The 26,170-nt window shown below is 29.7% G+C and carries 29 protein-coding genes and 1 tRNA gene; 8 read left to right on the forward strand and 22 right to left on the reverse strand.

What is annotated here, in order from left to right; genetic code table 4:
• Positions 1 to 219: 219 nt before the first annotated feature.
• Together ACXYRN_RS02475 and ACXYRN_RS02480 are read left to right on the forward strand one after the other, a co-directional pair.
• The gene (locus ACXYRN_RS02475) at positions 220 to 588 is read left to right on the forward strand and encodes a hypothetical protein (protein ID WP_458607546.1); all 369 of its coding nucleotides are present in this window, start codon (positions 220 to 222) and stop codon (positions 586 to 588) included.
• Entirely contained in the window at positions 554 to 1,261 is a 708-nt protein-coding gene (locus ACXYRN_RS02480; protein ID WP_458607547.1) for a hypothetical protein, read from the forward strand. The genes ACXYRN_RS02475 and ACXYRN_RS02480 overlap by 35 nt, the downstream gene beginning before the upstream one ends.
• Here the strand turns inward: ACXYRN_RS02480 and ACXYRN_RS02485 are convergent.
• The 7 genes from ACXYRN_RS02485 to rpsF form a co-directional block, all read right to left on the reverse strand.
• Entirely contained in the window at positions 1,258 to 2,325 is a 1,068-nt protein-coding gene (locus ACXYRN_RS02485) for a DNA-methyltransferase (RefSeq protein WP_458607548.1), read from the reverse strand. The genes ACXYRN_RS02480 and ACXYRN_RS02485 overlap by 4 nt on opposite strands.
• Before the next feature lie 220 nt (positions 2,326 to 2,545).
• A complete protein-coding gene (rplL, locus tag ACXYRN_RS02490; protein WP_458597510.1) occupies positions 2,546 to 2,917 on the reverse strand; it encodes a 50S ribosomal protein L7/L12 in 372 nt (123 codons plus the stop codon).
• Between the two features lie 35 nt (positions 2,918 to 2,952).
• Entirely contained in the window at positions 2,953 to 3,456 is a 504-nt protein-coding gene (gene rplJ / locus ACXYRN_RS02495) for a 50S ribosomal protein L10 (protein ID WP_458607549.1), read from the reverse strand.
• Positions 3,457 to 3,675: 219 nt separating this feature from the next.
• Positions 3,676 to 4,962, reverse strand: coding sequence for an HAD family acid phosphatase (locus ACXYRN_RS02500; protein ID WP_458607550.1), 1,287 nt, complete (start codon positions 4,960 to 4,962; stop codon positions 3,676 to 3,678).
• Between the two features lie 88 nt (positions 4,963 to 5,050).
• Positions 5,051 to 5,311 carry a 30S ribosomal protein S18 gene (rpsR, locus tag ACXYRN_RS02505; RefSeq protein ID WP_458597513.1) on the reverse strand — a complete coding sequence of 87 codons (261 nt, stop codon included), beginning with the start codon at positions 5,309 to 5,311 and terminating at the stop codon, positions 5,051 to 5,053.
• A gap of 17 nt (positions 5,312 to 5,328) precedes the next feature.
• Positions 5,329 to 5,886 carry a single-stranded DNA-binding protein gene (locus tag ACXYRN_RS02510; protein WP_458607551.1) on the reverse strand — a complete coding sequence of 186 codons (558 nt, stop codon included), beginning with the start codon at positions 5,884 to 5,886 and terminating at the stop codon, positions 5,329 to 5,331.
• Positions 5,887 to 5,895: 9 nt separating this feature from the next.
• Positions 5,896 to 6,312, reverse strand: coding sequence for a 30S ribosomal protein S6 (rpsF, locus tag ACXYRN_RS02515; RefSeq protein WP_458597515.1), 417 nt, complete (start codon positions 6,310 to 6,312; stop codon positions 5,896 to 5,898).
• 358 nt (positions 6,313 to 6,670) lie between these two features.
• Here rpsF and topA point away from each other — a divergent pair, with 358 nt between their 5' ends.
• Positions 6,671 to 8,509 carry a type I DNA topoisomerase gene (gene topA / locus ACXYRN_RS02520; protein WP_458607552.1) on the forward strand — a complete coding sequence of 613 codons (1,839 nt, stop codon included), beginning with the start codon at positions 6,671 to 6,673 and terminating at the stop codon, positions 8,507 to 8,509.
• A 54-nt stretch (positions 8,510 to 8,563) separates the two neighbouring features.
• Here the strand turns inward: topA and fba are convergent, their stop codons facing one another.
• The 3 genes from fba to argS all read right to left on the reverse strand — a co-directional run bounded on the left by fba (position 8,564) and on the right by argS (position 11,434).
• Positions 8,564 to 9,430 carry a class II fructose-1,6-bisphosphate aldolase gene (gene fba / locus ACXYRN_RS02525; RefSeq protein WP_458597517.1) on the reverse strand — a complete coding sequence of 289 codons (867 nt, stop codon included), beginning with the start codon at positions 9,428 to 9,430 and terminating at the stop codon, positions 8,564 to 8,566.
• A gap of 8 nt (positions 9,431 to 9,438) precedes the next feature.
• Positions 9,439 to 9,696: a DNA-directed RNA polymerase subunit delta gene (gene rpoE / locus ACXYRN_RS02530; protein WP_435129364.1), complete on the reverse strand. Its 258-nt coding sequence runs from the start codon at positions 9,694 to 9,696 to the stop codon at positions 9,439 to 9,441.
• An 82-nt stretch (positions 9,697 to 9,778) separates the two neighbouring features.
• Positions 9,779 to 11,434 (reverse strand): arginine--tRNA ligase, encoded by a 1,656-nt coding sequence (gene argS, locus ACXYRN_RS02535; RefSeq protein WP_458607553.1) that lies wholly within the window; start codon positions 11,432 to 11,434, stop codon positions 9,779 to 9,781.
• Between the two features lie 443 nt (positions 11,435 to 11,877).
• Between argS and ACXYRN_RS02540 the strand changes: the two genes are divergently transcribed.
• From ACXYRN_RS02540 to ACXYRN_RS02550, 3 genes are read left to right on the forward strand one after another with little or no spacing between them, the layout of a single operon-like run.
• Positions 11,878 to 12,516 carry a hypothetical protein gene (locus ACXYRN_RS02540; RefSeq protein ID WP_458607554.1) on the forward strand — a complete coding sequence of 213 codons (639 nt, stop codon included), beginning with the start codon at positions 11,878 to 11,880 and terminating at the stop codon, positions 12,514 to 12,516.
• Positions 12,517 to 13,365 (forward strand): MAGa7180 family putative nuclease, encoded by an 849-nt coding sequence (locus ACXYRN_RS02545; protein WP_458607555.1) that lies wholly within the window; start codon positions 12,517 to 12,519, stop codon positions 13,363 to 13,365.
• Positions 13,358 to 13,861, forward strand: a complete 504-nt coding sequence (locus ACXYRN_RS02550; RefSeq protein WP_458597521.1) for a dihydrofolate reductase — start codon at positions 13,358 to 13,360, stop codon at positions 13,859 to 13,861. The genes ACXYRN_RS02545 and ACXYRN_RS02550 overlap by 8 nt, the downstream gene beginning before the upstream one ends.
• Before the next feature lie 26 nt (positions 13,862 to 13,887).
• Here ACXYRN_RS02550 and ACXYRN_RS02555 read toward each other — a convergent pair whose 3' ends face one another.
• The 3 genes from ACXYRN_RS02555 to ACXYRN_RS02565 all read right to left on the reverse strand — a co-directional run bounded on the left by ACXYRN_RS02555 (position 13,888) and on the right by ACXYRN_RS02565 (position 18,111).
• A complete protein-coding gene (locus tag ACXYRN_RS02555) occupies positions 13,888 to 16,320 on the reverse strand; it encodes a PTS transporter subunit IIABC (RefSeq protein WP_458607556.1) in 2,433 nt (810 codons plus the stop codon).
• A 92-nt stretch (positions 16,321 to 16,412) separates the two neighbouring features.
• A complete protein-coding gene (locus tag ACXYRN_RS02560; RefSeq protein ID WP_458607557.1) occupies positions 16,413 to 17,639 on the reverse strand; it encodes a hypothetical protein in 1,227 nt (408 codons plus the stop codon).
• A gap of 22 nt (positions 17,640 to 17,661) precedes the next feature.
• Positions 17,662 to 18,111, reverse strand: a complete 450-nt coding sequence (locus ACXYRN_RS02565) for a hypothetical protein (protein WP_458607558.1) — start codon at positions 18,109 to 18,111, stop codon at positions 17,662 to 17,664.
• 126 nt (positions 18,112 to 18,237) lie between these two features.
• Here ACXYRN_RS02565 and ACXYRN_RS02570 point away from each other — a divergent pair.
• A tRNA-Lys gene (locus ACXYRN_RS02570) sits at positions 18,238 to 18,313 on the forward strand.
• An 80-nt stretch (positions 18,314 to 18,393) separates the two neighbouring features.
• Here the strand turns inward: ACXYRN_RS02570 and atpC are convergent.
• Genes atpC through ACXYRN_RS02615 form a run of 9 tightly spaced genes read right to left on the reverse strand, consistent with a single transcriptional unit; the run spans position 18,394 to position 25,344 of the window.
• Complete coding sequence (gene atpC, locus ACXYRN_RS02575) at positions 18,394 to 18,807, reverse strand: ATP synthase F1 subunit epsilon (RefSeq protein ID WP_458607559.1); 414 nt, start codon at positions 18,805 to 18,807, stop codon at positions 18,394 to 18,396.
• Positions 18,800 to 20,200 (reverse strand): F0F1 ATP synthase subunit beta, encoded by a 1,401-nt coding sequence (gene atpD / locus ACXYRN_RS02580; protein ID WP_458607560.1) that lies wholly within the window; start codon positions 20,198 to 20,200, stop codon positions 18,800 to 18,802. The genes atpC and atpD overlap by 8 nt, the downstream gene beginning before the upstream one ends.
• Positions 20,201 to 20,212: 12 nt before the next feature.
• Entirely contained in the window at positions 20,213 to 21,064 is an 852-nt protein-coding gene (gene atpG, locus ACXYRN_RS02585) for an ATP synthase F1 subunit gamma (protein WP_458607561.1), read from the reverse strand.
• Entirely contained in the window at positions 21,064 to 22,638 is a 1,575-nt protein-coding gene (gene atpA, locus ACXYRN_RS02590; RefSeq protein WP_458607562.1) for a F0F1 ATP synthase subunit alpha, read from the reverse strand. Before atpA ends, atpG begins: the two co-directional genes overlap by 1 nt.
• Entirely contained in the window at positions 22,639 to 23,187 is a 549-nt protein-coding gene (gene atpH / locus ACXYRN_RS02595) for an ATP synthase F1 subunit delta (RefSeq protein WP_435129330.1), read from the reverse strand. It lies immediately after the preceding gene.
• Positions 23,187 to 23,762 carry a F0F1 ATP synthase subunit B gene (atpF, locus tag ACXYRN_RS02600; RefSeq protein WP_458597528.1) on the reverse strand — a complete coding sequence of 192 codons (576 nt, stop codon included), beginning with the start codon at positions 23,760 to 23,762 and terminating at the stop codon, positions 23,187 to 23,189. Before atpF ends, atpH begins: the two co-directional genes overlap by 1 nt.
• 3 nt (positions 23,763 to 23,765) lie before the next feature.
• Entirely contained in the window at positions 23,766 to 24,140 is a 375-nt protein-coding gene (atpE, locus tag ACXYRN_RS02605) for an ATP synthase F0 subunit C (protein WP_458597529.1), read from the reverse strand.
• Between the two features lie 12 nt (positions 24,141 to 24,152).
• Positions 24,153 to 24,926: a F0F1 ATP synthase subunit A gene (locus tag ACXYRN_RS02610; RefSeq protein ID WP_458607563.1), complete on the reverse strand. Its 774-nt coding sequence runs from the start codon at positions 24,924 to 24,926 to the stop codon at positions 24,153 to 24,155.
• Entirely contained in the window at positions 24,913 to 25,344 is a 432-nt protein-coding gene (locus tag ACXYRN_RS02615; RefSeq protein WP_458597531.1) for a hypothetical protein, read from the reverse strand. Before ACXYRN_RS02615 ends, ACXYRN_RS02610 begins: the two co-directional genes overlap by 14 nt.
• A 95-nt stretch (positions 25,345 to 25,439) precedes the next feature.
• Between ACXYRN_RS02615 and ACXYRN_RS02620 the strand changes: the two genes are divergently transcribed.
• Positions 25,440 to 26,126, forward strand: a complete 687-nt coding sequence (locus tag ACXYRN_RS02620; RefSeq protein ID WP_458607564.1) for a pseudouridine synthase — start codon at positions 25,440 to 25,442, stop codon at positions 26,124 to 26,126.
• Positions 26,127 to 26,170 lie beyond the last annotated feature (44 nt).

Consider the following 26,170-nt stretch of genomic DNA (forward strand, 5'->3'; position numbering starts at 1 on the left):
ATTCAATCTGTTTTAGATTGAAAATCACCTCAGCAATATGCAGAGATGATACAATATTAATTTTCTGTTAATTTTTATGTCCTTGTTTATAATATTAAGTGATTTTTTACTGATATTAGTAAGCCCATAAAACGAACTAGTTTTTTAAAAGCACAAAAGTTTGACTTAATTCTCTTTTCTTTCAACGGTTTTTCTAACATTATATACAGAAGAAAAGTGTTGAATACCATTAAAAATATCAAATCAATGATGCATCATAATTCAAAATTCATCTTCACTCTACATAATATGTTTTCTACAAAAGAATATACACAATTTTGAATGAGAAAACATATATATAAATTACCCTTATTTTCAAAAGAGAAAATATTAACTAACATTCATTATGACACTAAAATTAAAAATCGTTTTTATACTCCCGATGATATTAAAACCTTAATGAATCAAAATGGATTTATAATTAACGAATTATTTAACAGAGATGATAGATTAGAACCGAGATGGGTTTTAAATATATCAACAAATTGTACATTCTATATCTGCTCATTATCTTATGAACAAACAACAAATCCAATCCTTATTTGATAAGCATTTTAAATCAATTGGTAGTTATTTTACATCAAAAATAACTACCAATCAGATAAAACAAGATATTTATCATTGTCCAAATGATATTTATGAATATGTTTATGGATGTATAAGTAATACTAAAAACATCAGATATGGGTATTTTCTTGAAGATGTTATCAATTTTTTCTTATTTGAAAATGGAGCAACTTTAAACAAAAATGATCAAACATCAAATATTGATTTAGTCTTTGAGATGAATAATACTATTTATATCGGTGAAATCAAAATCAGAGATAATCATGATAGCACCAAAAAACGTGGACAAATTCAAAATTTAATGTCAAAAGTAACTAATTATTCAAGTTCTTATTCAAACATTGTTGTTTTGCTTTATTTTATAGATCCAAGTCAGAACAAAAATTATAATTTTTATAAAAATGAACTAAATAAACTCCAAGATCATTTAAATCTTAAAGATGCAAAGGTTTTATACGGTGATCAATTATTTGAATATTTAAACTTATCAAAACATTGAAATACTTTAAAGCAACAAATTGTTGAATTTAATCATGAAATAGTGAGCAATAACTATATAAACACTCTTATCTTTGAACACATTATCAATACAGGTGATTTAGTTAAAAAAATCGATCAAAGAATTTTAAAAATTTTAAAATATAGACAAGATTAATTTTCTTGTCTATATTTTTCGCGAAGCGAAGATAATTTTTCTCCTTGATAACTTATATTCTCTCATGCATTTGTTGGTTTATTAAACAACTTTTTACAAAGCGCATTTGGGGTATATCAAACATTATTATATAAAATTTGTCCTTGGTTATTAAAATATAAATCCTGTTGGAAATTATAAATTCTTATCGGAATTTTTATATCAAGATAACCATTTGAAATTAACTCTTTAAAAGTAACTTTGTTAGGTTTATGATCATATATTGCAAATTTTAAATCATTGTGATCATTATCTTCTGTTACAGATGCAAGTCTATCGACACTTGCTTGATAATATTTTGGATCTTGCTCAAAAGCAATATAATTTCTACCAAGTTTTTTGGCAGCATGTGCTGTGGTCCCGGTTCCCGAAAAAGGATCTAAAATAACATCACCCACATTAGAAGTGGCTAAAATAATTCGTTCTAATAACACAAGTGGTTTTTGAGTCGAATGAATTTTTTTACCATTTACATCTTTTAAGCGTTCATTACCATTACATATTGGAAAACGTCATATGGATTTCATCTGTAAATTACCATTTAGATGTTTCATTGTTTTATAATTAAAGGTATACTTAGCATTTTTAGTTTTAGTAACTCATAATAAAGTTTCTTGTGCATTAACAAATCTTGTTCCAGCAAAGTTTGGTACAGGATTACTTTTTTCTCAAACAATTTCATTAATTATTCATGCCCCTAAATCTTGTAATAAGTATCCTAAACGATGAATATTTTGATATGAACCAATAACTCATAGAGAACCACTATCTTTTAAAACTCTTAAACTTTCTATTAGTCATTTTTTAGTTTCAGTATCATAATGTTCTAATGACTCATATTTATCTCAAGCATCATTAACTCCATCAAAAACACTTCCATCATATCGATATAATTGTTTTTGCAAATTCATATTATAAGGAGGATCAGCAAAGATTAAGTCAATACTTTTATCTGGTATTTGTTTAAACAAGTCAAGGTTATTTCCTAGATGAATTTTATTTATAATTTTTTCTAATGAATTCATATTTATATATTATAAACTATAAATAATGAATAAATAATTAACTTATTAAATGTCTGAAAAAATTAAAAATTTATATGAAAAATTATTATTTTCTTGTTTTTGATTTGATATTGTTATAATAAAAATATAGTGATAAGAAATTATAAAGCAGAAAAAAAGATTAACATAATTAGTTGTTAATCTTTTATTCCTACTTTAAAACGGTATTAATGTTATTTCATTATTCTACTGAAACTTCTGCACCAGCAGCAACTAATGTTGCTTTAATTGATTCAGCTTCATCTGAGTTAACATTTTCTTTAACTACAGCAGGAAGTGCATCAACAACTTTTTTAGCATCCATAAGTCCAACACCTAAAACTGATTGAACAGCTTTAATAACTTGAACTTTCTTTCCACCATCTGATTTTAATACAACTTTGAAACTTGTTTTTTCTTCAACTGCAGCTTCTGCTGGGGCAGCAGCTACTGCCATAGCGGCCATCGGATCAATTCCAAATGCTTCTTTCATTGCTTCTACAAGTTCCATTACTTCTTTAATAGACATTTCTTTTAATGATTCTACAAATGTTTCTTTAGTTAATTTTGCCATAATATATTCCTTTCGTTTATTTGATATTTTATTTATTATTCTGTAGCAGGTAAATTTTCTGCATATATTTTAAGTGCCATACCTAGTTGTTGTAATGGTGACATCAATGATCTTGCAAGAATAGCAAGTGCTTCATCGTATGTAGGTAATGTCGCTACATCTTTAACACCTTTAGCATCAACAACTTTACCATCGAAGGTTCCGGCTTTAATTACCATTAATTTATGTTTTTTAGCAAATGCTGTAAGTAATTTCGCTGCTGACATTTCATCGTTTTTTGAAAAAACAAAGATGTTTGGACCTACTAGAAATTGTTCTAAATCACCTAAACCGGCTGCTTTTGCTGCAAGTTTAAATAAGCGATTTTTATATACTTTAACTTCAACATCTAATTTAGTAGCTTCATTTCTTAAATTTTCTAATTCAGAAACTGATAAACCACGGTATTCAGCAAAAGCTAGTGATTGTGATTCTTGAATCTTTTGTGAGATTTCTAAAACAACTTCTCTTTTAGCTAACTTAAATTTTGATTCTGACATAATGCCCCCTTTCGCATAATTAAGCAATACAAGAGCAATCTTAAGGATACACTCGGTAACATAATTAAGCAATTTTGCCGTTACTGTCTTGATGTATTGCTAAGTAATTATATTAAAATAGTAAAATTATGTAAATTTTTTTATTTTCTTTTTTTGCTTATATATAGTATAAAAAATTAATATTTTAAAAATCACCCAATTGATGATTTTAAAATTGACTTATTTTGCTTTATTTTGAGTTGTTTCATTTGCTTTCTTATTAGGTTCTCAAGTAAATGGTTTTAAAGCTTCATAAATAGCTTTTTGAGCATCATTTGGTTTTGTTGCAACAGTTTTATAGTAATCTTTCATTATACCACTTTCAAAACCTCCATATGATGAATTACCACCGATTAAAACATATGACTCTGATCATGCTTCATTTGATGCAACCGGATTTCCATTGTCGTCTTTGGTAAACATAACACCTTTAACATTTGCATCAAAGTTACCAAATAATTTACCTGTTTGTTCTAAAACACCTTTACGATCTTGTTTTTTATCATTTTCTTTATTTTGATTGATGTTTAAAAGTCCATGACTAGCAATATCGTTAAAATCATCAAAGTTATCCCCGATACGCATTACAGTTTTTAAAGCAACATTATTTCCGAAACTACCATTATCAGAGTTTTCACCTGATAAATCTCATCCTTTACTATTTACAAGGTTCATTCTTGCTTCTTTATTAGAGTTAACAACTTTTTCTTTATCAACTTCTTTTTCAGCTGTTTTTTCACTTCCGTCTGCTTGTTTTTCAGTAACAGTTACTTTTTCTTTTACAACATTACCATTTGAATCTTTAACTTTAGTTTTGTCAATTGCTGTTCAAGGTTTAGCATTAGATAAGTCTACACCTTGCATTCAGAATGCTCATTTAGGTAGGTATTTAGCATCTAATCCTGCTTTTTTAAGATTTGAAATAGTTGCATCTAATTCAGTTGCTTGGTCACGATTAGAATTATACATTACAACTCCACCGTGATTTCATACATATTTAATAAAATCAATTGCGCCAGCAATTGCTGTTGATACTTCATCAGTAACAAATTGATGTCATGTTTTAGGACTAAATGAAAGTCCATTAGCAGTTAAATAATTTTGATATCCAAAATTATTTAAAATGGTTTCATCGATATCCATAAATACAACCGGAATTGCTTTACCTGTTTCTGGATTAGTAACAGTTACTGATTTATCTGTTACCTTTACTTTATCAGTATCAAATAATGTTTTTTGTCCTTGCACCATAGCATCAAATTGTTTTTGTGCCGAACGGTATTGTCCTAATGTCATTGCATCTTTTTCAGCCGAAATGCTATTTCAAATGTTTGAATTTACTCTGATGCTTTTAAAATCAATTTTAGCATTTTCGTGAGTTTCTGGATGACAAGCAACAGCAACAGTTACTGATGCAACCGTTGCTGAAACTGCTCCTAAACTTAAGAATATTTTTTTAAATTTCATTAAATCTCCTTTTAATGTTAATATTCTTAATTATATTATTTTTTTATAAAAAACACAGCTGTTTGCTGTATTTTATTGGGATATTATATTATTTTGATAAATTACGTGTGCGAACGATTGTATAAGGCATTAAGGCCATAAATCTGGCTCTTTTAATTGCATTAGCAACCTTTCTTTGGTGTTTTGCACAAGTTCCGGTCATTGATTTTGATTTAATTGATCCAGTTCCAGAAATATATTTGAATAATAATTCAACATTTTTAAAATCTACATAATTAACTTTTTCTTCACAGAAAGCACATACTTTTTTTCTATTTGAGAAGTTCTTTTTACGTTTAATGTAAGCCATAAATCTCCTTGGTTTAACTAAAATATATCAATATCATCATTAACATCTGATTCTAAATCACCTAAATCGTGTAATTTTTCTTCAATTGGTTTTTTATTTGGGTACTCTTCAACTACAGGATTTGGTGAAAATGACTGTGATGATATTGGTTCAACTTTTTCCGGTGAATAAGTATTTTTTGGATATGAACTGGTACCAGTAAATGGACTAGTGCCAATAAAATCATCAGAAGAACGATTTTTAGCACGTTCATCAGTAACACGTTTTGATTCTAAGAAGTAAAAAGTATCTAAATGCACATCCAAACTTCTGATTGTTTGATTCGATGTACGTGACTGATAAGAACTTGATTGTAAATTACCTTCTACAGCAATTAAGGTTCCTTTTGGAACTGAATTTTTTAACAAAATTGCTGAATGTGAAAATGCAACAATAGGAATAAAATCAGTTATTTCATTGCGACTTTGGCTTCTGCGTGTTACTGCAAGTGTAAATCTTACTCAAGCAACACCTGATGATGTAGTATTTAATTCAATATTTGTAGTTGTTCTTCCGATTAAAATTACTCTGTTCATAATTACCTTTTACTTATTTATAGATGTTTCAGCTGGTTTACTAACTCTTGGACGTCTTCTAGGTTTTTCACTTTCCTCGTTAACTTTAACTTCTCTTTTTACATATGTTCTTTTTGGTTTAGATTGTTTTACTTCTTTTTTTGGATGCATCCCTCTTTCAGTATCTAAGTTAATTAACAATGTTCTTCAAATATCTTTAATAATATTTGCCCGACGGGTAAATTCTGCAGGTGCTTTGGCATCTGCCTCTACATGTGCTAAAACATATTGTGCATGTTTTGATTTATTGATTTCATATGCTAATTCGTGTCTTTCTAGTTTTTCAGCTTTTTTTATACCCTTGCCGAAAACTTCTGAAAGCAAGTCAAAAGCAACTTTTACATCCGCTTTTGGATTCACGATCATCATAATTTCGTATTTAAACATTTTTCTCCTTATGGTCTTTACTGGGCTAAATTTGCCAAGGAGTATCTAATATAATACTCATAATTAATTTTATCATTTTCTTGTGTTTTGTTACTATAATATAAATTAAATTTATAGACAGGTTGCTTTATACTTTATATTCTTATAATCCTGTATCAAAGGGATAAAAGTTCTGTAATTTAGTGTTATTTGTAAATTTAAATTTTACTCAAATAAAAAATTTACAAATAATTGTCATTAAAATATTAAATTGTAATATTTATTATTGCATAAATCAACAAAAATTTATAGAAAGTGATTATATAAATTTCTATAAATTTTTAAATTTTTCTTGCAAAATATTGTATTATTATTGAATATGAAAAATTTAGTAATAGTCGAGTCCCCTAATAAAGTTCAAACCATCCAAAAATATTTGGGTGATGAATATAAAGTAGTTGCTTCAGTTGGACATTTTTTGAAAATGAAAACCGAAGGTATTTATGGACTTGGAATTGATTTTGAAAATTGAGAACCAAAATATTCATTAGATTCAACTAAGAAAAAGGTAGTAAAAGATATTAACGAGTTAGTTAAGCAAGCAGAACATATTTATATTGCAACTGACCCAGACCGCGAAGGAGAAGCAATCGGAAGTCATTTGATTTCCTATTTTAAACTTGAAAACAAATATTCAAGAATAAAATATAATGAAATTACCAAGGATGCTATAAAACATGCGATTCAAAAACCAAACTCACTTGATAATGATTTAGTTGCTGCACAAAAATCACGTCGTATGCTTGATCGCATTATCGGTTTTAGAGTAACTAATTTAATTAAAAATAAGTTTAAAAATTCTCCCGGCACACCTACTGCAGGACGTGTGCAGTCAATTGCTCTAAAATTAGTTGTAGACCGTGAACGAGAAATACAAGCTTTTATCCCTGAAAAATACTATAAATTAAATGCAAAACTTGTTAATAATGAAGTTTTAGCAAATTATTTCAATCCAAAAAATGATTCAGAACATCGTGATTGAATTTATCCGAGTCAAATTGATCAATATAAAGCTGATATTAAAAAAACTAAGAAAATTTTAACGGTTACTGATATTAATGTTTCCAAACGTAAAATCGGTGCTATTACCCCACTAAAACAATCTGTTTTATATAAAAAGAGTCCGTTTAGTGCTGCAACAACCCAGGCTATTGCGCAAAGATTATATGAAGGTTTTGGTGACGGTGGATTAATTTCTTATCCAAGAACCGATTCAACCCGTATGTCTGCTTCATTTGTATCAAATGCACAAAGTTATATAACTACAAAATGAAGCAAAGACTATGTAGCTAGTGAAATAAAAGGATTTAGTGGTGACCAAGATGCTCATGAAGCGATTCGACCAACTGATGTATCTATGACACCGCAACTACTAAAACAAACATATCCTAATATCAGTGAATCGGAGTTAAGAATTTATAAGTTGATTTACGAAACCACCTTGCAGGCACTAATAAAACAACCAATTCGTGAATCAAAAGCATATACATTTGATAACAACGGATATCAATTTCGACAAACTTATTCAAAAGTTATTTTCGATGGATATTATGTAGTTTCTGGTTATGAAAATGATAACAAAGATCCAAATTATAAACTTCATCAGCAAGTAGATGTTGAAAGTTTTAATTTTGAAGATCATGAAACTAAGCCTGCTCCGAGATATAATGATGGTAGTTTAATTGAAATGCTTGATATTATCAAAGTTGGGAGACCTTCAACATTTGCTTCAACTGTTAATATTATTAAAGATCGTGGATTTGTTGAAACAAATTCAACACAACTTATCCCGACTGTTTTTGGAATGAAAGTTAATGATACATTAATTAAAGCTTTCCCAGATATTTTTAACGAAAAATATACCGCTGCAGTTGAAGAAGATCTTGATAAGGTAGCTGAATCACAACTAAACAAGAATCAATTAATGCAATCTTTTTGAGATAATTTTCAAAAAGAAATTGTTAAAGCAGAGGGTAAAATTGATGTTGTGCAATTTAAATTAGAAGAACTAAAACGTCCTTGTCCACTTTGCAGCGGAACCTTGCTGATTCGTAATAATAAAAAAGGTCAAAAATTCATCGGTTGCAAAAACTTCCCTAAATGCAAACATGCAGAAAGTTGCACCGATGAATGTAATCCTATCGAACAATCACAGTAATGTGATTTTTTTATCCCGGGACCAAAGGGATAAAAAAAACTAACTTTCGTTAGTTTATGCTTTATTGTTTGAACCAAATTCATAAATTTTATCACGAACTGTTTGACACATTGCATCATAACCTGGTTTGTATAATTTACGTGGATCAAAGTTTTTACCTTTTAAATCTTCTCCAGATATGATGAATTCACGAATTGCTTTATGATTTGCTTGTTGTAGTTCGGTATTAACATTAATTTTAGTTACACCTAAAGAAATAGCTTTTTTAATTTGTTCACTTGGAATTCCACTGCCTCCATGTAATACAATCCCTATTCCTGCTGCTGATGAAATTTTAGTTAAAGTTTCAAAACTAAGTGATTTTCAACTTGCTGGATATGGTCCGTGAATATTTCCGATTCCGGCTGCTAAGACATCGATTCCGAGTGTTGCCATCTTACGAGCTTGTTCAGGATCAGCGAATTCTCCGTTTCCTACAATCCCATCTTCTTCACCCCCGATGGTTCCTACTTCAGCTTCAAATGACATATTTTTTTCTTTTGCTAATTCAACTAATTCCTTGGTTTTTGAGTAGTTTTCTTCAAAATCAAGATGCGATCCATCAAACATTAATGAAGTGTATGCTTCGGTAGCAATTGCTTTTTTTGCTCCTTCAAATGTTCCATGATCTAAATGTAATGCGACTGGAACACTAATATTTAAATCCTGAACCAATCCTAACATCATTCCTGAAACAACATTAAATCCACCCATATATTTAATTGCTCCTTCAGAAGTTGCAATAATCACTGGTGATTTTTCAGCCTCAGCTGTTAAAAGCACAGCTTTTGCTCATTCAAGGTTGTTAATATTTATATGTGGAATCGCATATTTTCCTTCTTTTGCTTTATGTAGCATTTCCTTTGCATTTACTAATGGCATAATTCTCCTTAATTTGCAGCTCTTCAGCTACCATCTATGTTTCTGTGAAATCTTTTATCTACTGTTAACAAACGATAAAGCTCACCCATTTTGGTTTCACGAACTTTTTCATAAGGTAAATTAGGTTCACCTTTAACAAATCTAAAGTATCAGTTATCCTTTAATTCTTTTTCAACTGCATCAAAAAGTTCTGCGAATGTGAATGAATAAAGTGGATTAGAGTTAACTTTTTCAATCGCTACTTCTAACATTGTAGTATTTTTCATAATTTCTCCTTTTTTATTTTATATATTTATTTGTTTTTTTTAAATATTTAATCACTTTGATTATAACAAAATATGGAATCAATTACATTTGCTCAGGTGCATTTACACCCATTAAATCTAAAGCAATTTTCATTACAATTCTTATTGATTCAATCATTGCTGCATATGATTCTTCTTGTTCATTTGTTTGAATATATGTTTGTTCATAAAAACTGTTAAATAATTTTACCAAATTAAGCAAATATTGACTTAATAAATTTACTTTTGATGTCACAGAAATCGTTTTAATTAAATCTGAAAATAAATCAAGTGTTATAATGATTTTTTTAGCCTTATCAGTAAATTTGGCAGTGTTATTTAAATGTGGTTTTTTAATCTTCTTAAGTAACGAAACAATGCGTGAATAAGTGTATTGGACTAAAAATACAGGGTTATTTGTATCATTTGAATTAGCATAATCTATATCAAAATCAAATTTATTTGATATTTCTCTAGTTAGCATCATAAAACGAATCGCATCAGATGAACTTACATCTAAAAGGTCTGCTAAAGTAACTGATGTCCCTGCTCTTTTAGACATTTTAAATTCACTACCATCTTTTATCAATCTAACTAGTTGAATAATTAGTACTTCTAGATTTTTAGGATTATATCCTAAACACTGAAAAGCGATTTTCATCCGAGCAACATAACCAGAATGATCTGCACCTCAGATGTTTATTAAACGACTTGCTTTTTTTATTTTAGTCAAATGATATGCAATATCAGGTAATAAATAAGTATTACTTGCATCCGATTTAATTAATACACGATCTTTATCATCACCAAAATCACTGGTTTTTAAAAATAATGCACCATCTTTTAAATATGTATATGGAGCTAATTTTTCCAATACTGGTTTAATCATATCTTGCTCATATAGAGAATTTTCAGATGTAAAAGTATCAATATGAATGTTAAGTTTTGCTAAATCATCTTTTATTTTATTCAACAATATCTCAACAGCAAGGTTTTCAAGTTCACTACGTTTATTTGTATTAAGATCCAAAAAGTAATCATTATAACTTTCTTTAACCTGCTGTGCTACTCATATGATATCATTACCTTGATAGCATTCATCTGACATTTTAAGATTTTTACCAAACAATGCTGCATAACGCACATATAATGAATTAACTAAGATGTTAATTTGATTTCCGGCATCATTTATATAATATTCAGATTCAACATTATATCCAATATGCCTTAAAACATTAATTAAAGTACTTCCGAAAACCGCACCACGCACATGACCAACATGCAAAAAACCTGTCGGATTAGCAGAGATATATTCTACATTTATCTTTTGTCCTTCTACTTGATTTTTTGCATACAAAGATTTTTGCTCTAAGATATTCGATATTATATAAATAAAAGCAGAATCATTTAAAACAATATTTAAAAAACCTGGTGGAGCTATATCAACTTGATAAATAAATTTAAATGAATTTGCTAACTTTTCAACGAGACATTCTGCTATTTTCATTGGATTTATTTTTTTATATGCTTTTAAAACAAATGCTAAATTAGTTGATAAATCATATCTTTTTGCAACCGAACTTGTTTTTACAGGTAAATTAGGTTCACCTAAGATAAAATTTAAATCATCTGCATTAAAATCTACATCAAAATAATGTGATTCTTGTAGTTTTTTAACAATATTAATTAATTCTGCTTTTATAAGTTGTGTTAATGTCATTTATTTTCCTTTATATATTTAAATTTTAACAAATAAAATTATTTTTATATGGATTTGGTAAAATATTTAGATATTAGAAATTATTGATGTTATGAATTCTGCATGAATAATGTTGCTTATATAATTAAAAAAGATTTTTATATTATCTAAAGACTCTAATGACTGTGTACACCTTAATAAAAATGGTTCTGCAAAATTTCCATATTATTTATATTTTCTTTTTGTGCTATATACTAGGTAAATATGTTATTTTAAGAATATTAACTTAATTTATTATTATATATTATTAAAACTTATTTATCTATATCATAGGTATAAAAATTTTTATAAATTTTTATAAACAAGTTATCTAATTAACCAAAAATCAAAAAATATAATAAATAAATAACAGAATTTATTTTATATATATAATATTAAAACACTATTTTATTAAAAGGAGAATGATGAGAAAACATACCATAGTTTTAATTAACGGAAAAAGAAGAAGTGGAAAAGGATTGCTAACACAAGCATTATCTAAAAAGTTAGCTAAAAAATTTGATAACAATGTACATATTTTATCCTTTGCAGAACCTATAAAAAGTATTACTAAACCGATTTTAGATGAAATAAAATGAGATGGAATAAATAAAGAAATTGTACGTCCGTTATGAATTGCAATGGGTGAAGTAGGTCGAAACATCGATAGCAACATCTGATGCGCACGTGTCTTCGATAAAATAAAAGCAACTGTGAAACAATCAATTAAGGGCGACAAAAGCACCTTATTTATAATAGATGATTTGCGCTTTCCAAACGAATTAGACTTCTTTAAAAAGAATGTTAAGGATTTAGAAGCAACTTTGAAAAAAAGTGATGACGAATGTCGTGTGATATCAATTCGAATTGAAAAGTTTATGGATGCTAATAAGTTTGTGGTGGGTGTTGATGACAATTCAACTGAAACAAGTTTTGATAAATTGGTAAATATATGTTTTGACCATATTGTCCCACAAAACACTATGATTAATGAAGAATGGGAAGCAGATTTTAAAGGAGTAGAAATTTCAGCAAATACTATTGTGAAAAATTTCTTTAAATAAATGGCAAGAAAATATTTTAACAAACAACATTATATTATCGATAAGGAAAATAGGGTAATTAAGTTGCTACCCGAATTTTATTCAGAATTAAAAACCTTTGATAAATTTAAAGGGTATAAAAAGATTGGTGGAAGCAGTGTTGGTGATATTTTAATTGAAAATAAATATAAATCACAATTTAATGCTTTCTGTCATATCGCAAGACTTAAATTACCTGTATTAAGTAAAAAATACATTAATGCCGGAACTATTTTAGAACCTAAAATCTTTGATCTTTTAAGAGCAAAATCACCAAATTTGTATATAGAAAACTATGAAGCAAAAAACTTCAATTATGATTATTTTGCAGGTGTTGATGATGTTTTAAGTGGTGTTCCAGATGGATATATTCCATCACTAAATAGAATTTTAGAAATTAAAACAGCTGGTGAAAGTAAAAAAGATAAATGAGAAATTGAAGGTGTTGATGCATCATATCGCAAGCAAGCACAATTATATGCATATTTAATGTCTAAAAAGTTAAATAAACCGATAACAACTTATTCAATTATTGCTGCTTTTTTAATCGATGCTCAAGGTGATTATTTAAACCCACAAGCAGTAGATTTAAATAAACGTAAAATCAAATCATATACTTTTAATGTTAATAATGCTGAAGTTGAAGAAGATATTCGATTGGTTAAAGAATGATATTATAAATATACCAGTACCGATACATCTCCACAATTTGATTTTAGTGATGATGCTGATCAACTTGAATATTTAGAATGTGAAAATTATGAACAATATAACCAATTAATTGTAAGATGAAAAGCCAACGGGAAAGCAGATAAGGATTTTTATGATTAAATTAATTGTCGCAGTTGATGAGAAAAACTGCATTGGATATAAAAACCATCTTCCTTGAAAGACAAAAAGCGAATTAAAAGTTTTTAATAAGATAACTCAAAATAGTGTTTTGGTTTTTGGTGCAAGAACTTTTTTTTCTTTGCCAGATGATTTTGATACATCAAATCGGGAAATTTGAGTTTTAACCTATTATCAACCTTTTGAGATACCAGAAAACAAAAAATTACGACCACATCGTGTTTTCTTTGATTCAGGCCCAGCAACTGCTGCGATGCTTAAATGTGATAAGGATATTTTTATTTGTGGTGGAAGATTTTTATATTTAGATTATTGACAAATAACTAAGGAAGTATATGTTTCAGTGATTAATGGTACTTATAAATGTGATACATATTTTGAATACATTGATAAAAGCCAATTGATACCAGAAAATATTATCCATCAAGAAGCAGAATTCACTACATATAAATATGAACATATTAACCATGAGAGATAAAAAAAAGATACGGTTAGTATCTTTTTTTACTTTCTGACAATTCCGACTATTTCAGTTGTGGTGTCAGCTTTAGAATTATTATAAACTTCGAAGTTTGACATACTTCCTTCATGCAGCACAACGACAATAACATCGCTGCGAAGGTTTTGTGATTTAATAAATTCTAAGTCTACACTTGCAAGCTTATCACCAATTTTTACTTTATCACCAACTTTAACTAAGTCTTTAAATCCTTGTCCATTCAATTTAACGGTATCAAGACCAATATGAACTAGCAATTTAACACCCTCATCAGTAGTTATTCCATATGCATGCTTAGTGTCTGCTACTAAATCAATAGTTCCAGCAGCAGGTGTATAAACATTTCCTTCAGTAGTTGAATCAAATTTAACTACAAAACCATTACCAAGCATCTTTTCAGAGAAGATACCGTCTTTTAAATCTTCTAGTGGTAAGATTTTTCCACGAGCAGCAGTATGTAATTCAAGCGATTTAGCCGAAGTGATTATTTTTGGTTGTGACTGTGATGTTGTAGGTGTAACAAATTCTTGTCCTTTATGTTCTGATTCATATTTAGCAATTAATTCTCTTTGCGATTTTATTTTAGCATTAAGTTGCTCAGAAACAGGACCCATAATTGCTTGTGCATGGTTATTTCCTTCAATTTTTACACCAAATGCACCAGCAGCCTTTAGTTTATCAACATCAACTTTACTTGCATCTTTAACATCATATCTAAGTCTAGAAGCACAGTTATTAAAGGCTGTAATATTTTCTAAACCACCATATGCTTCAACTACAGCTAATGCAGTAGGATCTATTTCGCTTGCCGCTTCAGTCTTTACTTGAGCATTTTTATTTTGAAAATCTGCTTTTGTAAATAGTTTAGTATTTCCTCCACGTCCTGGAGTAGCAAGATCGAATTTCTTAATTACAAAGTAGAAGACAAAGTAGTATACTGGTGCATAAGCAGCACCTATAACAAGAGTTCATCAGAAATGAGTTCCTTTTGCTACATTTATTACTCCATAAATAAAGAAGTCTAACAATCCACCTGAGAATGCTTGTGGAATATGCACACCAGCTAAGTTAGCAAACATAAATGACAATCCAGCCATAAATGCATGGAAACCTCAGAATAGATATGGTGCTAAAAATAAGAAGGTAAATTCGATTGGTTCAGTTACCCCTGTAAGCATTGCTGTAAATCCGGCTGGTAGCACTGTTCCTAAGGCAACTTTACGATTTTCTTTTGGAGCAGCCATAATCATAGCGGCTGCAGCTGCAGGAAGGGCTATAATCATAAATCCAAACTTACCATCAGTAAAGCGTCCTATCTTTGTTCCTAATTCATCTGCAACAAAAACAAATAATTGTTTAGATATATGCAAATCAGGTTTACCTGCTTGCTGCAAGGTATAATCAATATTGTTTGGCATCCCAACAAGTGATAATGCAGCAGTTGAATCACCTTGGTATTTATCAGGGTCTTTAGTAATAGCTTTTATTAATGTAGTTAATGTATCACCTGGAATTAATGTAATATTTTCTTTTTGTAATCCTTGTTGTCAGTTAACAAGTGATGTATTTAAATCTCCCCCAACACTTGAATATCATAATGGAGCATAGAATACATGGTGTAATCCAAATGGAATTAACGATCTTTCGATGATACCAAAAACAAGTGATTCTATACCATATGGAGCTTTTCCAAGTGCTGTTCCAAAAACATTTAATCCAACTCCAATCCATGGTCAAAAAATTAAGAAGATGATTGCAACAATAAATGCAGCAGGGATTGCAACTATTGAAACAAATCTTTTACCACCAAAGAAAGAGATAACTTGTGGTAGTTGTATGGTGTGAAAACGATTATATAATCATTGCACTAATAATCCGATTGTTATCCCACCAAATACTGAAGTTTGCATTGACTTAATCCCTAAGGTAGTTCCAACTAATTTAACTAAGTTTTGTGGATTACGTCCTGCTCCTTGAAAGAATATTGTATAACCAGTTATTTTTGTTTTTACAGAATCTCGTAATGCACCATTAAATCACTCCTTACCCATATACTTTACTGTATGATCAAAAATAAAGACACTCTGAACAGCAGTAAAGATTAAAAAGGCAATTATCGTAGCAAACACTCCGACTCCTGCTTCATCCGTGAATGCAATCACAAAGGCAGTTGCAAATAACAATGGTAATGCACCAAAAACTGGGTCTCCTAGTTGTTTAACTAAATTACCTATTATATTTGCAGTGCTTCCTTCAGGAGCACCAGTTGCAATTGCTGCACCGATTCCTAAAAATAAACCAGCAATAGACATAACAGAGATTGGTAACATAAAAGCACCAGAAATTTTTGATAACACTTTACGAACCTTACCAGATCCAGAGTTATTTAATTTCTTCTTTTGTGTCGATCTCTGAAACATTAATTTAATTGATTTCATTTTTTTCCTTATGTAGTTTTGTTTTCTTATAAATTATAACACACAGCAAATTTATTTAATTTTTTTTATAAAAATAAGGAAACGAATCCTTATTAATATGTAATACCATATTCTTTTTTTTCATATTGCTTCTTCATTATAGATAACGGAAGCAAGATAATATATAAAATAAAAACATAAATCGGAATTGATATCAGTGATCTAATTACAATTGGTGTCATAAATATTAAATAGTGTTGTGATAATGTGTATTTACGACCTAAGAAGTAGTTAGCAAAACGAATGAATGCAAATGGTCCTCAAATTCAACGGGCTACAACAATTAATGCAACTGTTAAAAAGAATGATAGAACTAAAAAACCAATTCTATTTTTGCTTTGTGAATCATTTTTAGTTTTTAAATAATAAATAGTTAAGGCTATCATAATAAATATAAATGCAGCAGCAAAAACTAATAAAATTATCCCAGCTGCAAGTGATATTTTTGAAACTCCAAAGGTTTTAGAAATTCTTATTCCTTTAGGATTATTAACTTGTGATAAAAATACAACTAGCAAAATAACAAAAATAACAACCAATGCAATATTCATCACAATCATCGATGTTTGTTTATGTTTTTTAAATAAATCAATAAATCATCCAATCAATACTGTTGCAATAATCGGAACGATGGCATAAACTCAATGATAGAAACCGATTCTTCCTGAAAACAGCAATCCAAAAAAATCAGCCATAAATGATAATAAAGCACCTTTGAATTTACCTAAAAAATAAGCAAAGAGAATATAAAAAGCAAATTCAAAATCTAAATTGATTATTCTTGCTGCTGTAAAGTTTTTAATTAAAGTTAATGTCAAAAATAATGCAAATAAAATTCCTGAAAATGAAATATCTTGAATTGAAAAACCATATTTTTTGCGTCTGGCATATTTAAACATAAAATGATATTTACCATCTTCAAAAAATAATGAAATTAATAAATATGCTCGATACAATGGTCCTGATAAATATGTATAAAAAGAGATGTTTAATAGTTTTAAAAACCTATTTGTTTGATATTTATCATCCAAATGCTTATAAAGTAGTTTTTTTCAGTAAAATTGCTCATAATACCCAAAAAAGATGCTTAAAATAAACAAAATTACATCAATTAAAAATAAAAAAGCAAGATCTGAGTCTTGCTTGATTTTGATATCAACTAGATTAAGACTCGGAATGATAACGATGCTAAAGATTAGCAAACCTATAAATAATAGTTTTATGAAAGTATTGGTAAATCAATACCTTCATAACTTTTTTTCTATCGTTAAAATATTCATGTCTAAATTCTAGCAGAAACTCTTAATTAGCAATGCTTTTATTTTCAGTTTTTTTCGGATAAATATATGTTAATTTAGTATCAGCATCTAAACTTGTAAAGCAGTATTTTAATTTATCTAAAATATTTAACTCATTGACTTCGCTAACATGTCCTAATGAAATAGTTTGCTCATCTTCATAAATATATTCTTTTAAGATTTTTGAGTTCATCCGATAGAAATTTTTATAATATAAAGCAACATCCCACATTTTCTCATGGTTATATAAATCAGTTGTCTCAATATTTTCAGTTTTATCCTGTGCTCGCACTTCACCAAAAATAATATCATCACCTATATATAAAATCGGAAGCAAATGCTCAGTTTGCTGCTCAGTAAATTTACTTATAGATTTACTGAGTTTCTCACTCATTTTGTATAACCTAAAAAGTTTGATATTACTGGTTAGTTTAAATTTTTCATCTAGTTTCATTCTTACCTCGTTATATATATAAGAAGATGCATATTTAAGAACTAAAAAAGAACAAAAATAATTTGGATAGTTTGGATAGGATAAAAATATTTTTATATTTTTGTTAAAAAGGTTTATAATATTCATGCATCGTTAGCTCAGTCGGTAGAGCAGCTGGCTCTTAACCAGCGGGTCGCAGGTTCGAACCCTGTACGATGTACCATTTCATTTTTATGATCAAACCTACTAATACACTTAGTAGGTTTTTGTTCCCCAAAGGATAAAAAAATAACACCAAAGGTGTTATTTATTGAATAAATTATATGTATCAACTCGAAACAAAGCTTTTTTAAGTTTCGTTTCTAATAAAGCTAAATCAACTGTATCTTTATTACTTTTAATCGCCTCAGTTAATGATGCAGCATCCTTTTTAGCTCGTTCTATATCGATTTTTTTAACATCAATAATATCATCGGTGATAATATTGATTTTATGTTGGTCTGCATAAACTATTCCACCACCAATATAATATGTTAAAGTATCAGATTTAGATGTTTCAATCTTCAAGGTTCCAATTTCGATACTTGAAAACAATGGAGATCGGTTTGGTTGCAATCCAATGTAACCTTTAGGTATTTTTAAGGTAACAATATATACTTTACCTTCATAAACAATTCCATTTGGTGCAGTAATTTTAAGATATGATGTATTAGCCATTATTCTTTTGGTATCTTTCGATTACATCTTCAATGCTTCCTGCATATCTAAAGATATCTTCAGGATATGAATCATAATCACCATTTAAAATTGCTTTAAAACTGCGTATGGTGTTTGAAAGAGGTACATATTGTCCTTTGATTCCTGAGAACTTTTCAGCGACAGTAAAAGGTTGTGATAAAAAGTTACGGATTCTACGGGCACGGGCAACGATTTTTTTATCTTCTTCAGAAAGTTCACCCATTCCTAAAATTGCAATGATATCTTGTAGTTCTTTGAAGCGTTGTAAAATCGAAATTACACTTTGTGCAACATTATAATGTTCTGCTCCAACTACCAGTGGATCAAGCAATCTTGATGCGGAGTTAAGGGGATCGATAGCAGGATAAATTCCTAAGGATGCAATTCCACGGTCTAAAACAGTTTTAGCATCCAAGTGGGTAAATGTTGTTGCAGGAGCTGGATCAGTTAAATCATCAGCAGGAACATAAACAGCTTGCACTGATGTAATTGATCCACGACGTGTTGAAGTAATCCGTTCTTGTAAAGCACCCATTTCAGTTGCTAAGGTAGGTTGATAACCAACTGCAGAAGGCATACGTCCTAAAAGTGCTGATACTTCTGAACCTGCTTGGGTAAATCTGAAGATGTTATCAATAAACAATAACACATCTTGATTTTGTTTATCACGAAAGTATTCAGCCATAGTTAAACCACTTAGAGCAACACGCATACGAGCTCCAGGGGATTCGTTCATTTGTCCAAAGACTAAGGCGGTTTTATCGAGCACACCAGCTGCTTTCATTTCGTGGTATAAATCATTACCTTCACGGGTACGTTCACCGACACCAGCAAACACTGAAAGACCATTATGTTGGGTAGCAATGTTATTGATTAACTCTTGTACTAAAACTGTTTTTCCAACTCCTGCACCACCAAATAAACCTATTTTTCCACCTTTTGCATATGGGATTAATAAGTCAATAACTTTAATCCCGGTTTCTAAAATTTCAGAAGTTGTTTTTTGTTCTTCATATGATGGAGAAGGAGCATGAATTGGAGCACGGATTATTTCACCTTCAAGTGGTAACTCATCAATCGGGTTACCTAAAACATCGAAAATACGACCTAAAACAATATTTCCAACCGGAACCGAAATAGGTGCTTTGGTATCAACAACTGTCATTCCACGTTGCAACCCATTTGTGCTACCCATCGCAATGGTTCGAGCAGTATCGTCACCAATATGTTGCGCTACTTCTAATGTATAAACTTGTCCATTATCAGTTGTTATAGTTAAAGCATTAAGAAGTTTTGGAAGTTTTCCTTCGCTAAAACGCACATCAACAACAGGTCCTAAAATTTGAACAATTGTTCCATTATGTTGTTTCATATTCTCTCCTTATTAAGTTGCATCAGCACCAGCAACAATCTCGGTAATTTCTTGAGTAATTTTTCCTTGACGTTGTCTGTTGAACTCTAATCTAAGTTCTTTAATTAAATCTTCAGCATTATTGGTTGCATTTTCCATTGCATTTCGACGTGATGCCATTTCTGAAATTTTTGATTCACCTGATAAAGCATATATCATACTTGCAATATACATCGGAACTGAATCGGAAAGCACTTCTTCAGCAGAGGGTTCAAATTCAATAATTTGTGCATTATGTTGTTTTTGAATACTAAAATCTAGTGGAAAAAGTGTTTTTAATCGCGGTTCTTGATTAATATTATTGATAAATTTAGTATAAATTAATTTCACTTGCGAAACTAGTTTTTTACTATATAACTCGAATGCGATTTTAGTGATATCATTGCAAATTTTATATGTAATTTTATCTCCGTTATTAATGTAATATTTAATCATTTGTGCTTTAATTGTCGCAGAATTTATCATACTAAATCCTTTGGTACCAATTACAACAATTTTATCTTGTGGTTTAAGATTTTCATTTAACATTTTATATATATTAGAATTATATGAACCACATAAACCTAAATCACTTGTGATTACAATATATACACTACCATCAATTCCCTCGTTTTTAGGAAAAATTTCATAAAATTGACGAGAACTAACATGTGAAATTAATTCATTGAAAGTATCTTCTAATGTTTCTTTATATGCTTGTATTTGGGTGTATTCATTGCGCAAACGTCTTAATTTGGAAGTTGAAACCAATTCCATCGCATTGGTAATTTTTTGAGTATTAGAAACTACTGAAATGCGATTTTTTAAGCTATTTAAACTCGGCATTATGCAACCTTATATTTTGATGGCATTTCTTTATACATACGACTATCATAGTTCGGAATAGTCGCAATGATACCTTCAATGATGCTTGCTAATTTTTTAGCAATTACTTGATAATCTGTTTCTGAAATTTTTCCACTTGCAGTGATGTTTTTAAATACTTGCATTCCATCGGTATCATTAGTAACTCAATTAATTACTTGATCACGGTATTCATGCATATAATCAAGAGGAAGCGGGTTGATAAGACGTTCTTTAACACCTAACAAAATAATCGCTTGGGTTTGTTGTTGAATAGGAAAGTATTGTTCTTGCTTCAAAAGTTGATATACCTTTGCTCCATGATCCAAAATAGTTTTAGTTGAATCATCTAAATCTGAACCAAATTGTGCAAAAGCTTGCATTTCATTGTATTGTGCAAGTTCTAATTTTAATGAACCTACAACTTGCTTTGTTGCCTTAGTTTGCGCTGCAGAACCTACCCGTGAAACACTAAAACCGATGTCAACTGCTGGACGCTGTCCGGCATTAAATAAACTTTCTTTGGTAAAAATTTGTCCGTCTGTAATTGAAATTACATTAGTAGGTATATAAGCACTAATATCACCTTGTTGTGTTTCAATAATTGGCAATGCAGTAATTGAACCACCACCATATTCAGAATTTAAACGAGCAGCACGTTCAAGTAGTTGTGAGTGTAGATAGAAAACATCACCGGGATAAGCTTCACGACCAGGCGGACGTCTTAAAAGTAATGATAAGGTACGATATGCAATGGCATGTTTTGATAAATCATCGTAAATAATTAAAACATCTTGTCCTTTACTCATTCATTCTTCAGCAATTGTAACTCCTGTATATGGAGCAATATATTGTTGTGGCGCAAGTTCTGAAGCACCTGCAACCACAATTGTGGTATATTCAAGTGCCTGTGAATCAGAAAGTTTTTGAACTATTTGAGCAACGGTAGAATTTTTTTGTCCAATTGCAACATAAACACATTTAACATTTTTACCTTTTTGATTAATAATAGTATCAATCGCAATAGCTGTTTTTCCGGTTTGACGATCTCCAATAATTAACTCACGTTGTCCTTTACCAATTGGTATCATTGTATCGATTGCTAAAATACCTGTTTCAAGTGGTTGATTAACTTCTTGACGTGACATTACACCTGATGCTCTTTTAAAAATTTCTGAACGGTGAGTTCCATCGATCTTACCTTTTCCATCAATTGGATTTCCTAAAGCATCGACTACACGACCCAAAAGAGCATCTCCTACTTCAACAGAGATAACTTTTCCGGTACGTTCAACATAATCACCTTCAGAAACTGAGTTAGCATTACCAAATAGTGCTACCCCGACGGTTTCTTCTTCTAAGTTTAATGCTAAACCATAGACACTTTTGTTAAAAATAACTATCTCGCTATTTTTAACCTTATCTAATCCGGTGACAACAGCAATTCCATCACCTACTGAAATTACACGTCCTATTTCAGAATAATCTACTTTAGATCCCATATTTTGAATGCGATCTTTAATAATTGCTGAAATATCATCTAATTTAATTGCCATTTACACCTCCTTTTCGTATTTTATAAGTTCATGTTTTAGTTTTTCTAAGTTGTTTTTGATATTCATTTCAACTGTTTCACTACGTGACACAATTTTTATCCCTGCAATTAAAGATGGATCAACATGATTGGTCATCTCAATGGTACGACGAGTTTTATTTTGAATTTTAGTTTTTATTTTTTCAAGTTGCTCATTTGTTAGTGGAAAAGCTGAAATAACATCAATAAAACGAATTCTTAATTCACGGTTTGAAAGTTTTAAATATTCGATAATGATTTTACGAATATATTTGGCAACCTTTCGCATTATTATAACTTTTAAAGCATTAATAATAATTCAATCAAAGTCCTTGAATGCTAAATCAACAGTTTTCAAACGTTCTTCTTCAGGAACAAACTCATCTTTAAAGAAATCAACAAACTCAGGATGTTTGCTAAAAATTTCTTTGACTGCTTCAAATTGGGTATGTAATTGTTGAAATTTATCTGCTTCATGAACTAAATCAAATATAGCTACAGAATAAGCTTGAATGTTCTTTTTAATTTGCATTATAAGTCTTCAACATCTTTATCTGTATTTAAAAATTGATTTACAATTTCATCTTGTGTTTGTTGACTAATTTCACGTCTAAGAATCTTTTGCGAAAGGTCTGTAGCTACTTCAACAATGTATTTTTTAGCATTTTGTTGAAATTCTTTTTGTTGTGCATTGATATCCAAAGCAGTTTCAGATAAAAGCCTTTTTGCTTCGGTTTGTGCTTTTATGGTATAAAATTCAGCAACTTTTTCAGCTTTTATTTTAGCATTTGTAATGATGTTATCTGCTTGTGTGTGGGCATTTTTAAGATTTTCATTTGCTTTATTAAGAGCTAAAATACTTGCTTCTTTTTGTCTTACAGATTCATCGATATTGTTTTGAACAAAATCTCTGCGTGCTTTCATCATTTTTTTAATGGGTTTATAAAAGAAAATTCAGAGAATAATAGCAACAATTATAAATGCAATAATAGTTGCAATCATAATTGGGATGCTAGGAAATAATCCTTCAAATTTTCCTGCTACAGCTTGTCCTACATCTGAACTTGACTCAAACTTTACTGCTGCAGCAACTGATGTAGTAATCATTTTCTAGACTACTTTACTTGCGAAAACGAATAAGATAATAATCGCAGTAACGAAAGCATAAATCGCAGCTGTTTCAGCAATACCAACACCGATAATTAGCATAGTTCTTATTTTGCTTTCAGCCTCCGGATTACGTCCAACTGCTTCAGCTGCTTTACCAGCAGCATATCCTTGTCCAACTCCAGTACCAAGAACCCCGATTGCTGCTAATCCAGCACCAACTGCTACTAAACCTAAACCAATGTGTGTTCCTGCCTTAGATCCCATATCACTGGCAGAATTTGATATGGCTGTTTTTGCTGCAGCTGCAGCATTTGAAGCAGGTGCTGTAGTAGAGGTTGTTCCATCGGCTAATTTTGTAAGTAAATCTAAAATCATTTTATCTCCTTATTAATAAATCGATTGTATCTTTCTTTTGGTAAATTTCTTAAAGAATCTACTTTCAGAATTCTTTGTTTTTTTAGCTGGTTCTGTAGATTGCGATTCTATTGTTCAATATACAGCAGTCAGCATTGTGAAAATTAATGCCTGCAATATTCCATCAAATAAATCAAAGTACATATGTAGCAATGGTGTGAAATATATGGCAAAAATATTTTGAAATGCACTATTATCTGTGCCTAAAGCAACCTTAAATATATATCCAAACATTGCATAAATTAAAACAATAATGGTTGATCCACCAACTAAATTCCCATACATACGAGCACTTAAGGAAATAAGTGGGGAAAACTTACCAAAAATATCTCAAGGTGCTTTAATAATGGATCAATAATATCTTCAGCGACGGTATATAGTCCCTGAAAGAATAATTCCTAATCAAGTAGCAACTGCTAAGGTAATTGGAACACTAAACGCAGTTCCAATTGGTTCTAAACCGATAATTGAAACTCAGTTACCAACAAGTAAAAAAGTTGCTAAGGTAAAAATATAAAAACGCGAACCTGGTAGTTGATCACCAACTGTTTCTTGATACGAATTATCTATATATCCTAAATATCCTTCAGCAAGCTGAGTGATACCTTTAGGAGCTTGATCAGCACGTTGTTTGCGAACTTTGAAAAAGATAATTAACGAGAATATCGCGATAATTATCACTGTTACAATCAGTGAAAATAACTGAGGTAAATCAAATTTTCAAAGTCTTTGTTTAATTTCGTCCAATTTTGCCTCCTTTGTATTTTGAATAAATAAATGTTGCTATAATCACAAAAAAATTAAATCCTACGCTCCCAAAAAACACAAACATATTAATTGGTAGAGTAAATTCAGATAATCCAGTATATTTTTTTAATGCATATATTTTTAAATTAATATGATATATGCTTAAAATTACTGCAGTTAAATAAATAAAAAAGACAAACATCTTTAAAATATTTAAAAATATTAGTGATTTTCGTTTTTTTAATGGTATCATCCCGAAAATTCTTGTGATCATAAAAAGCAAATATGAGCTTAGCGCTCCAATCGCAAAACCAAAAAAACTACCTTTAAATCATATTGATAAGATACTAAAAATAACTGATAAAAACCCAAAAAGACTTCAAAATACTATTTCATAATCTCTTTGGAATTTATGCATTTTTCTCCTTGTTTTGCTGTTAGTTATTTTATACCTTTTTTAAAATAAAAACAAAAAAATTTTTATTTTTAATTTTAAATAGATAAAATAATTATATGAAACATCGTATTGAAAAAATGGTTGCTAATAATACTAATTATTCTCGTTTGATGATAAATAAAATGCTTAAAAAAGGTAAAATAAAGGTGAATGATATAGTTGTCTATAAAAGTTGTTATGTAAATGTTGATGATATCATCACAGTTGATAATCAGAACATTAATACAAAGTTGTTTTATTTAGCACTGAATAAGCCTAAAGGATATATTTGTGCAAATGCGGATGCTAAGTATCCAAGTGTTTTGCATCTTATTTCAGATTTATATAGGTTTGCCAAAAATATCCATACCGTAGGTAGACTTGATGTAGATACACACGGTTTGCTAATTATTACAAATGATGGTGCTTTTACTCATCGGGTGTTATCACCAAAAAACCATATTCAAAAAGTTTATTTAGTGCAAGTTGATAAAGAACTTGATGTATATATGATAGAAGTTTTTAAGCAAGGTATCGATATTGGTGAAGCAAAGGTATGTCAAAGTGCTAAACTAGAGATTATTGATCGATATAACTGCTATTTAACTATAAATGAGGGTAAATACCATCAAGTCAAAAGGATGTTTAATAAACTTGGTTATAAGGTAATCGATTTAAAGAGAGTTGCTTTTGGTAAGTTTATATTGCCAGATGATTTATCACCAAGAGAATACATAAGCATTAATAAAGATCAAATAATTTAAAAATAACCCATTCTTGGGTTATTTTTAGTAAATTAAGCTGCTTG

It is taken from the genome of Mycoplasma sp. 4423, assembly GCF_054353855.1.